The organism is Roseburia sp. AF42-8, from assembly GCF_003435965.1.
Lineage (GTDB): Bacteria > Bacillota > Clostridia > Lachnospirales > Lachnospiraceae > Roseburia_C > Roseburia_C amylophila.
Window position 1 is genome coordinate 1 of the sequence record NZ_QTVB01000061.1, and the last position, 9,993, is coordinate 9,993.

At 39.5% G+C, this 9,993-nt stretch carries 12 protein-coding genes and 2 pseudogenes; 4 read left to right on the forward strand and 10 right to left on the reverse strand.

Translation table 11 applies throughout. The features are described from left to right. Positions 1 to 156: 156 nt before the first annotated feature. From DW059_RS14130 to DW059_RS14150, 5 genes are all read right to left on the reverse strand, one after another. Entirely contained in the window at positions 157 to 1,065 is a 909-nt protein-coding gene (locus DW059_RS14130; protein ID WP_015567824.1) for a radical SAM mobile pair protein B, read from the reverse strand. Continuing rightward, positions 1,053 to 1,742 (reverse strand): radical SAM mobile pair protein A, encoded by a 690-nt coding sequence (locus DW059_RS14135; protein WP_117699223.1) that lies wholly within the window; start codon positions 1,740 to 1,742, stop codon positions 1,053 to 1,055. The genes DW059_RS14130 and DW059_RS14135 overlap by 13 nt, the downstream gene beginning before the upstream one ends. Then, entirely contained in the window at positions 1,739 to 2,176 is a 438-nt protein-coding gene (locus DW059_RS14140; RefSeq protein ID WP_004844961.1) for a radical SAM mobile pair system MarR family transcriptional regulator, read from the reverse strand. The genes DW059_RS14135 and DW059_RS14140 overlap by 4 nt, the downstream gene beginning before the upstream one ends. Before the next feature lie 245 nt (positions 2,177 to 2,421). Next, a complete protein-coding gene (locus tag DW059_RS14145; protein ID WP_012744117.1) occupies positions 2,422 to 3,720 on the reverse strand; it encodes a tyrosine-type recombinase/integrase in 1,299 nt (432 codons plus the stop codon). Between the two features lie 84 nt (positions 3,721 to 3,804). Then, a complete protein-coding gene (locus DW059_RS14150; RefSeq protein WP_005604344.1) occupies positions 3,805 to 4,425 on the reverse strand; it encodes a helix-turn-helix domain-containing protein in 621 nt (206 codons plus the stop codon). Between the two features lie 175 nt (positions 4,426 to 4,600). On the opposite strand from DW059_RS14150, the gene DW059_RS14155 reads away from it, so the two are divergent. The 3 genes from DW059_RS14155 to DW059_RS16600 all read left to right on the forward strand — a co-directional run bounded on the left by DW059_RS14155 (position 4,601) and on the right by DW059_RS16600 (position 6,701). After that, the gene (locus tag DW059_RS14155; protein ID WP_005604346.1) at positions 4,601 to 4,831 is read left to right on the forward strand and encodes a helix-turn-helix domain-containing protein; all 231 of its coding nucleotides are present in this window, start codon (positions 4,601 to 4,603) and stop codon (positions 4,829 to 4,831) included. Positions 4,832 to 5,181: 350 nt separating this feature from the next. Further along, the gene (locus DW059_RS14160) at positions 5,182 to 6,429 is read left to right on the forward strand and encodes a MobA/MobL family protein (RefSeq protein ID WP_242986292.1); all 1,248 of its coding nucleotides are present in this window, start codon (positions 5,182 to 5,184) and stop codon (positions 6,427 to 6,429) included. A 26-nt stretch (positions 6,430 to 6,455) separates the two neighbouring features. Next, positions 6,456 to 6,701 carry a hypothetical protein gene (locus DW059_RS16600; RefSeq protein WP_242986294.1) on the forward strand — a complete coding sequence of 82 codons (246 nt, stop codon included), beginning with the start codon at positions 6,456 to 6,458 and terminating at the stop codon, positions 6,699 to 6,701. An 85-nt stretch (positions 6,702 to 6,786) separates the two neighbouring features. Here the strand turns inward: DW059_RS16600 and DW059_RS14165 are convergent, their stop codons facing one another. From DW059_RS14165 to DW059_RS14185, 4 genes are all read right to left on the reverse strand, one after another. Next, a complete protein-coding gene (locus DW059_RS14165; RefSeq protein WP_105309369.1) occupies positions 6,787 to 7,473 on the reverse strand; it encodes an SdpI family protein in 687 nt (228 codons plus the stop codon). Then, complete coding sequence (locus DW059_RS14170) at positions 7,470 to 7,739, reverse strand: autorepressor SdpR family transcription factor (protein ID WP_005604351.1); 270 nt, start codon at positions 7,737 to 7,739, stop codon at positions 7,470 to 7,472. Before DW059_RS14170 ends, DW059_RS14165 begins: the two co-directional genes overlap by 4 nt. Positions 7,740 to 7,997: 258 nt before the next feature. After that, a complete protein-coding gene (locus DW059_RS14175) occupies positions 7,998 to 8,237 on the reverse strand; it encodes a DUF6061 family protein (RefSeq protein WP_005604353.1) in 240 nt (79 codons plus the stop codon). Positions 8,238 to 8,525: 288 nt separating this feature from the next. Next, a complete protein-coding gene (locus DW059_RS14185; protein WP_117699225.1) occupies positions 8,526 to 8,843 on the reverse strand; it encodes a hypothetical protein in 318 nt (105 codons plus the stop codon). 378 nt (positions 8,844 to 9,221) lie between these two features. Between DW059_RS14185 and DW059_RS14190 the strand changes: the two are divergent. Continuing rightward, positions 9,222 to 9,308, forward strand: a pseudogene (locus tag DW059_RS14190) (DUF6061 family protein); the annotation flags it as partial. A 495-nt stretch (positions 9,309 to 9,803) separates the two neighbouring features. On the opposite strand, the pseudogene DW059_RS16225 reads toward DW059_RS14190, so the two are convergent. Next, positions 9,804 to 9,993, reverse strand: a pseudogene (locus DW059_RS16225) (IS3 family transposase); the annotation flags it as partial.

Sequence of the window (9,993 nt, forward strand, 5' to 3'; positions counted from 1 at the left end):
TTCCCATAAAAATTCAATGGTAAAGAAAATCAAGACGATTAAAAATAGATAACCATATTTCAGGTTATCTACTCTTAATTTCTGATTTATTCAGTTTTAGAACCTGTAATTGATAAAACATACAACTTCCGGTTTTCCAATTCCATAAACTGGAATTTAGCGATTTCTTTTTCCGGTATTCTCTGTCCCACGGATTTCCTCATGATAGAAATAATCTACGATCACCGGATGCCCCTGCGGGACTCTGCCATAAGGCATTTCATTATCCACAAAGGCACAATCATACTTCTTAGCCATTTTCTCAGCTTTTACTTCAAGTGCTTCAAAGTAGCTGCGATTATGCTTGTTATAGATCTCGTCGTAAAGTGGTACAAGATCAGGATATTTTCCGGCGATATAATCCATAATTGTCTTTTTGAAACCGCCTCGAAGATTGAGATTTTCGAGCCAGAACAGATCGCACTGATTCTTTACCCGCTCAAAGATTGCTTCAAAATCCGTGATACCGGGGAATACCGGGGATACGAAACAGACTGTACGGATACCTGCCTCATATACCTGCTTCATAGCAGCGATACGGTGCTCAATGCTCGAAGCAGAATCCATATCATTCTTGAAATTTTCATCTAGTGTGTTGATCGACCATGAAACGGTTACACGTCCAAGCTTCTTCAACAGATCAATATCCCGTACCACAAGATCCGACTTTGTGCAGATCAGAATATCTGCGTCACTGCCGATCAGCTGCTCCAGAAGTTTTCTGGTATTCCCGAATTGCTCCTCCTGTGGATTGTAGCCATCTGTCACAGAACCGATGACCACCCGCTGTCCGGCATATTTCTTCGGATTTTTAATTTCCGGCCAATGCTTCACATCAAGGAAAGTGCCCCATTCCTCCTTGTGCCCGGTAAAGCGCTTCATAAAAGAAGCATAGCAATACTTGCAGGCATGTGTACAGCCCACATAGGGATTGACCGAGTAACCGCCTACCGGCAGACTAGACTTAGTCATGATGTTCTTTGTTTCCACCTCACGAATGAGGATTCCATTCATTACTTCTTCCATGATTTCTGTACCTCTAACACTTTATTAAATTCTTCCGGCATTTCCTGAATCATATTTTCATCCCCTATGATAGGGACAAGGTCTTCCTTCATAAACACCGGAATGCCGAGCTTATGTGCTTGGTCCGTCAGAGACCATGCCCATTCCGGTTCCGTATGAATCTTCCTGCTCTGAGCTCCGGTCATGGTGCCGACAACGATCCAATTGATTCCGGAAAGGTCAACTGTGCCGGGATCGTCGAATAACGGCTCAAAGGTAACATGGTAATGTTTTGCTCTGACGTTTTTCCGAAGAGCCTCGATACGCCACAGTTCTGCTTTCCTCGTCACCGTAACGCCAAACCATGCGTTTTCCAGATCGGTATCAAAATCCAGCAAATCAGGTCGCTTGGTAAGGAACAGGAACTGATGCTGCGGATTTTCACGGATCTTTACAAATACCTCGTCTCTCCATTCCGGCTTCCATCCGGAGAGATCGCTCATGCCGGTAAGAAGAAAGTTCTGCGGACGTTTCTTTTCCATCATCTTGAGCTTACCCGGAAAGAATTCAGGGTCAGCGAAATCATCAATCATATGCCAGCGTTTCACGTTGTTGCGGGCATAGCAATATGTACACCCCACTGTGCAGCCAATGACGATATTCATGTTCTGAATCTGATCTTTGATACAAATACTCATGACTTCTGCCACTCCTCAAGATTCTTTCTGATGCGGTCGAGGCATTCCTCAAACCGGGTAATTTCTTCCTCTGAAAAACCTTTGTAGTAAATACTGCCCATCTCATCAGATACAGAATCGTACTCGCCCTTTAAGGCATGTGCTTTCTCAGTCAGAAACAGGAGCGTTTTCCTTTTGTCCGTTTCAGACTGAACACGGCTTATCAGCCCTTGATTTTCCATTCTTTCCAGCATCGTAGTAAGAGATGTTATCGCTAATCCGCATTTAGTCGAGAGTGACCTGATTGAAATACCATCCTTCTGCCACAGCACATAAAGAATACGCCCCTGGGCTCCATTAAACGCATCAATATTCTTTTCACTGAGAATCTTCTCGAAAATCCGGTCTCCAAGCTGTTTTATTTTGGTGACAAGAAATCCTCCATTCATTTCCATACAAAAGCTCCTATATAGTAGTTTATTAAAAACATACTATATAGGAGCTTTATTGTCAAGAGTTTATATGTCTTAATAGGTAAATTCCGTTTTTTTCAATTCTCCAAACTAGAATTTATCTATTAACTCTCTTAACTTTCCCCTATTTTCAAGCTTCCCGCCATTGAAAATTCTATATATGTATCCTTTTCCCTTGTTTTTGCCCTTATGGGATAATTACAAGGGAAAATTCATTATTCAGTTGTTTAATCGTTGCCTGCCACTTTATCAAGAAGTCTTGCGGAAGTCCGCTTTGCTTCCCTTGTAGCATGGGCGTAGACATTCATGGTGGTACTCACGTCTGAGTGTCCTAACAGTTCCTGCACATCCTTAGGCTGAGCCCCGTTGGATAAGAGGTTTGTCGTGTAGGTATGCCTCAGTGTGTGGAAATGGAAACCTTCAAGCTCCGGTACTTTTCTTCCTGCTGTCCGGCAGGCTGTTTCTATGGTTGCCGGAAGTTCCAGACAACCATCCTCCCTTAAGCATACAAAGAAGATTTCGGTGTAATCTTCCGGCACATTCTCTGTCATTCCCAAATGATAATACTCGTAATGCACCCGATTCTTTTCCATTACTTCTCTGTAAAAATTCCGCTGGTAGAGTTCCCCATACTGAAAACGGTTTTTGTGCTGTTCCTTTTTTGCATTCCTCAAAATATCTGCGAGGGTATCGCCAAAGTCAACAACCCTGATCTTTTTCCACTTTGTCGGACCGATTTCGTGCTTATGGGTAGCACCATTGTAGCGGATGCTCCTGCGTACAGTGAGATACTGTTCTTCAAGGTTGATATCCTGCCATGTCAGACCTGCTACCTCTCCAAGTCTGAGACCTGTAAAGTATGCTATCTGAACCGGAAGAATCGCATCCCCACTTCGTTTTCCAAGCTGTTCAATCAGTTTCCGGTACATTTCAAAGGAAAGCGGTTTAACCTTGTCTCTGTCTGTGGCTGTTTCATCCGCAAACAAATCCGTTTCTTCCTTTTTATGCCTCATCACCACATACTGCATTGGATTGAAGGTAATAAACTGTTTCGGAAATACCGCAAACCGGAATGACTGTTGCAATACTGCTGAAAATGACCTTACATAATCAATGGAATATCCTTTTGATATAAAATCTCCCACAGTGCCTCCAAATGAGAGCAAATCCATAAACTCCTGCAGGTGTACCGAAGTCACCGTTTTCAGTTTCCTTTTGCTGATAGGGTGTTGTTTGATTCTCCCAATTGTCTGAAGATAATTGCCAACCGTTCCATTACTCAATGTGCCTGTCTTTAATTCTTCCTCAGCCCACAGGTCAAGCAACTCTCCGAGTGTGATGTTTTCAGCCTTTGCAACAAACCGCTTGGCTTCATAATCCTCCATTGCCTGCCTCAACAGCTTTTCCGTTTCGCTTTTGTTTTCCGTACCTGCAAATTCCTTCTGCACCAGATTACCGCTTGCATCTTCCACATAGAAGCGGTAGTACCATTTCTTGCCTTTCTTTCTTACAGAACCTTTTGCCATAATCGTTACTCCTTTCGATATCGACAATCGGAACTGATGAAATGCTTTCTGCGTGTAAGTATATCATAACTCCGGTTGTCTAATCTATACCGGTTCGGAGTCTTTCTCTGAAAGAAGATTTGCAAGCCTTACGGCTGCCGTTTCGGGATTCTTGGAATAGAGCCTTACAATGTCGCCCATGTCGTTCAGTGCGTTTACCGTATGGGTGATTTCCCTAAGGAACATAATCTCATTATATTCCTGATTGGATTCAAACCCCATTACTTTTGCAATTGTGGCATCTTCCGTATTCCCTTTAAAATTCTTACAGGCATATTGAAAGGAATCAACGAATAATTCGTATTCCTTCAACATCAGCAGCAGTAAATCTTTGGAAAAATCCGCTTCGTCTGCCTTCATATCATAAGGCAGTTTGGAGAGAATGGAAGTCATGGTATCACGAATCTGTAATTCCCTTTTATCCGTAACATCACTTGTCATTTCTTCCGTCTCGCCCTTCAGCCACTCCACTGATACATGAAGTGCTTCCGACAGACCATCCAGAACAAGCTTCTTGGTGTTGTCAATCGTTCCTGCCTCATACCGCTGTATGGTGGAAGCGGTAACTCCCATCTTTTCTGCTATATAAGGCTGGTTGACACCTAATTCCAGTCTGCGTTGTTTTGCCCTGCTACCGATTAACTTGCGTAATTCTTTATCTTTCATTCTGATACGCCTCCTTTTTCGGTATGGCTAAAGTATAACACAGTAAAAGTAGCATTGCAATATGCAAGTTAATAATTGCTTTTAAAATTTCGTAACGCTTGACAAGAAGATATAAAAGTTATATAGTAGGCATAGTCACAAAATTGCATTATGCAATTCAAGAGGAGGTGTTTTAATGACAGAAGTGAAGATTGCACTGTCCATTGAGGAAGCTGCCGACTATACGGGTATCGGCAGAAATACCCTGCGGAAACTGGTAGAATGGAAAAAGCTTCCGGTATTGAAGGTAGGACGGAAAGTCCTTATCAAAACGGATATGCTTGAAAAGTTCATGACCGCCAATGAAGGCAGGGACTTAAGGGACAAAGGAAATGTCAGAGCTGTCACAAGAAATGTGACAAATTAAATAGGGACAGTCCTAAGACCATCCCTAAGGTATGTATCTGACCGAAGCCATGATATACCTACACGCAAATAGATTATACCATGTGCTTCCTCTAAGATACAACCGGAAATTTAAGAAGTGGGGAAGAAACTTTTTTATACAAGCCCTCGGCGTTTGAGAGCGAAATACACCCCTCGCACAAATCTTACGATTTGTACTCTGTGTATTTCGCCCTGCTGGGAGCTTTCGCCGACAGGCGGATATGTTCGTAGACAGGCTACCTATGTAGCCTACTCACTTTCACATTAGAAAGTTTCCCATCCTCATTTCTTGCAGCTTCGTACTTGGCAGATACGGAAAGGAGGAAGCACATGCCAAGAAATTCATTTATTCAGATGACGAAGCTCCACAATGTCCGGGGAAGAATTTATTATATTTCAAGCCCAAAGAAGCAGGAAAATCTGTATGCGGTATATGAAACCACAGACCGTAATTTTTGGACTGACCTTGCAAAATATAATCAGGCAGAATTTAAAAAAAGCGGTACGGAGGGGAAATGTATTGAGGCAAGGGAATTGATCATAGCCCTGCCGGAATCTTTTACGGAGTATCCTCCAGACAGACTGTTGCAGATATTTACAGACCATTTCAGACAGACTTACGGAACGGACTGTATCGCAGCCCTGCATCACAATAAGCGGAAAACCAACTATCACATCCATCTCATTTTTTCGGAGCGTACACTCTTGGAACAGCCCATAGAAAAGGTTGCCACCCGCAATATGTTCTATGACGAAAAGGGAAATCATGTACGCACCAAGAAAGAGATACTTGATGAAGAAGGAAATATCCGTAAAAGATGTAAGGTGATTCACAAAGGTGAGGTATACGAAAGACAGATTTTCTCCATTAAGGATAAACACTTCAAGGCTGAAAATTTCCTTGATACCGTCAAGCAGGATTATACCAATCTTATCAATCAGTATGTGTGGGATAAAAGCCAGCGGTTAGAAGTTTTTGAGCGTGGCGGTATGTATCTTGCCACCAAAAAGATTGGTAAGAACAATCCGAAAGCCACCGAGATTGAGGCAGACAACAGTAAACGCACCTTGTGGAATCAGACTGTTGACAGAGCGATTGTAACGGGTGTTTCCAAGTCAGAAATCATGCAGATAAAAAAGGAACGGATAACGGACAAGATTGTGGAATCCGTATGGCTTTACGGAAACAGACCGAATCTGTTATCTTCCATTATCGGTACTGCCATTGCAGTATTAGAACTGTTAATCTCCAAAGTATTTCTCAAAACTCTGGAGCTTGCAGATAAAGTAATTTCCAAAGAGCTTGAAGCAAGACCGGAGAACACAGATTTCAAAGAGCAGAAAGCTGTACCAGAAGAAAGCAGACAGATACACCAAAGCCTGCCATACCGCCAAGACCACAGCCATCACCGGAAGCAGTTTCTTACAAGCACTTATGCGAAATTTATCAAAAGCTGCAAGAACAGAATAAAGCAATTTTTGCACTCGAGAAACAGCGAAGTGACCTTGAAATTGAACTGTCCGACAGCAAAGGTATCTTCAAAGCAAAAAGGCGTTCCGAACTTTCAACAGAGATAGCCGGATTGGAGGAACGTATTTCCCGAATGAAAGCCCGATTATCCCATATCGTAAAGGAATACGGGTATCAGAATGCGAAAGCCTTCTACAAAGCATTTCATAAGTCAGAGACAGCTTATGGGGATTATCAGGACAGCCTTAAGAATTGGAAACAACGGTATGGAGAAAAGCCGCAGTCTCTACACGATAGGCTTATATCTAAGAAACAGGACATAAAGGAGCGAGAGTTAACAAGACCATATTCTCCACCAAACCGTGGAAGGAGTAGATAACAAACGAAGGGAGGCAATTGCCTCCCTTCGTTTGTTATCTCTCCGTAAAAGACTGGAATTTCACCCTCTCGCATAAAGATACAAATTATTTTTTTATTTCCTTATCATATATCTTTTTTGAGTATACCACAGTTACAATTGTTGCTAATAATAAATAAATCAACATAAAGATTGTGCCAGTCATCCCACTTGTAAATACGGTTGTAATGATAGTCAATAACCCCGTAATAATAATACATATTGCACCAAAGCGGTTACTCTTTCTCCATGTATTATCATTGTGCATACTCCAAACGGTTCGAACTCCCACTACTGCATTTCGTTTTGCCTTTGTCATAAAATTTCCTAATACAATAAATATAATACCACACAAAATACATGAAACTTTTGCAATGTCAATAACCGCATGTTCACCACCTGCATTTGCCTGTATCCAAGAAGAATAAAGAATAAAATAATGCATAATCCCGAACATGATTGCTTGCGAAATTCCTACAACACATAATACCTTTGCAGAAGATTTTGTTTCCATCTGTTCCTTTTCTGTATTTGCATTTTTTGATTTTTTCTCAAACACATAGATTAGCAAGTGCCAAAACAGTGTAATAAACAAAATAATTACCGGAAAAATAAAGCTTTCTGTTTTACTTCCCCATCTGTCAGTGTTTCCCTCCAAGTCATGATGCATAGGTATAATATCAGGCATAAACTGTAGTACAACACTTGTAACTACAACTGGTATCATTGCTACTATCCACATTATTTTTTTCATACTTTTTTTCCTCCAAACTGGTTAACCCATATAATTAATTCATCGAAAACCGTAGTGTTGATTTCATAATAAACAAAGTTTTTCTCTTTATATTCAGATATCAAGTCTGCGTTTTTAAGTAATTTTAAATGATAAGAAAGAGCAGCCGGTGTAATCTGTAATTTTTCAGCAATCTCTCCGGCATTTAATCGTTCATTTCTCAACATAATAAGAATGTCTCTTCGCTGGCTATCTGCCAATACTTTAAAAATGTTAGTTTCTCCCATATCTTTTACCTATTTAAAACTTTCTTTAAATAGATTTTAGCATGCTATTTGTTTTTGTGCAAGAACTATTTAAAAATAATTTTAAAATAGAGGGGATACACTGAAAAATCAATGTGTCCTCTCTATTTACCTTAAGGCAAAATTCAAACATCTAGAAACTTAAGATTCCTGCCTCTTATTATGGAATAACCGTACGTTCTATATATTTTTCTGGAATTTTTAGTACTAGACCTCTATCATGATATTATATTAGCAAAATCACCACGTATCTAAACGATCCTCTGCATCAACCCATACTTGCATTTCTCCATCCAAGTATAATCTTGCATATTCTAATGGATTATCAATAGCCAAAGCATTCAACGAACACTGGGAGCCGGGAGTAGTTCTCAATCCTTCCTCTGCCTTATTGCAATCAATTCTAAGCACTACATTTTCAAACGTGGTTACATCTATGCTATTACATTGCGGATTATATCTTGCATAAATCAATCTCATATCTTATCTGTCCTTTCCTTAATTTTCTAAAAGTTTTGAAAGCATTTCAATCCGTTCTTCCTGCCATTTTCATTTCATGTTATAGTTTGTTACTGGATTTTCTTTCCCTTAATTTTGCCCTTGTGAGCATTCGTAACATGAGGGAAAAGGATATAACACAAGGGAAAGCATAAGGGCAAACTCACTCGCTACAAATTTAGCATTTTCAAGGGGTTGCGGACTTCACGAGGATAAGATATAACAGTTAATAAATGTTATGAATTAAGTCAAATCAAAACTTGAAGTTATTTACTTCTCTTCATACTTTTTAACGATAACTAAACTATAAGCAGCCATAATTACAATTGTTTCCACCATCACACCAATAACCGACAACAGAACGTATGGTGTATTTTGACCTTCTAACAGCGGAATTCCTAATATAACAAAAATGATTCCATAGATTATAAACAATAGTCCGCTCGCACGATTGTAACCTTTCACACCTTTTACTTTTATTGTTTCGGTATTAGCCCAGAATCCAACGGGATTCTTAGAAAACATATCTTTTATTCCTAATCCAATTATAAACACTCCAAAAAGTGACCATATAACAAACCCAATCATATTGTTTCTCCTTACAAACCGCATTAAAACCATAATGAGACACATTCTTGTATTTCCCAAAATCGAGATTTACTAATTCTACAAATTCCGATTGAGATTTCACCTGTTTTAAGAGATTTAATAACTGTTATATTTTGTTATTAAATTTTCCGCAAACCCTTGAAAACACTGAATTTGTCGCAGGTGAGCTTTCCCTTATTGTTTCCCTTATGTTATATCGTCCCACCAGTGTTTACGAACTCTGATAAGGGCAAATACAAGGGCAAGAAAAATCTATAAAACAGTATAACACAAAATAAAAGTGACATGGTGAGCTGATTGAAATGCTTCTGATTTTTGTAACGAATGATTGATTGGACGATAAGGAGATAAGATACGATGAAAACAATATTTGCAGAATACAATCCACAACGCAACAGTATTGATGTTTACACCTCTGCTGGCTATATGCTCCGCATTGACTGTTGTATCCTGAAGGAAGTCAGAAACCTTTGCATTTGTGTCATATGCAGATTGCTGCATTGCTATATCCATTATTTCTTTATTCGTCATAACTTACTTCCTTTTTTATTCTTTATCCAATACTAAATTATAAATTGTTATCATTCACTAAATATGAATTTACCAATCCGACAAATTCAAATTTTCTTTTCCCTAATAATTACAAATATTCCTTGGAAATTGCTTCCACACCATACATTTCCATAAATGCATCCAGGTCCGCTGCATCCCCAATCAACATATTCTCGTCAAAGTGTACGATATGCATATCTTAAAATCCAGCCACATGTTCTCCGGTACAAATGATACATTTTAGAACTGCTTCCTTATTTATTTTTCATATCGAATCTTATATGCTTTTTTCTTTAAAATAGGGAATATCTACTTTATTATCATTAAGGTCGGACATTCATCCGACCTCTTGATTATACTATAGATTCTATAAAAATTCATCTGTTATCACTGCAGCATTGCTTCTTTTTTCTTCTGTTCCGCAATCTTCTCATGAATGTTGGTATTATACAGCCTGTACAAATCCGTATAAAGTTTGTGCATAGTCATATGTCCTTTAACATCAACTTCATAGTATTTAAACTCTGTTGTATCTGTGGTGATCTTCTGATGAGGTATATGTGTGTTAAAGCGTCTG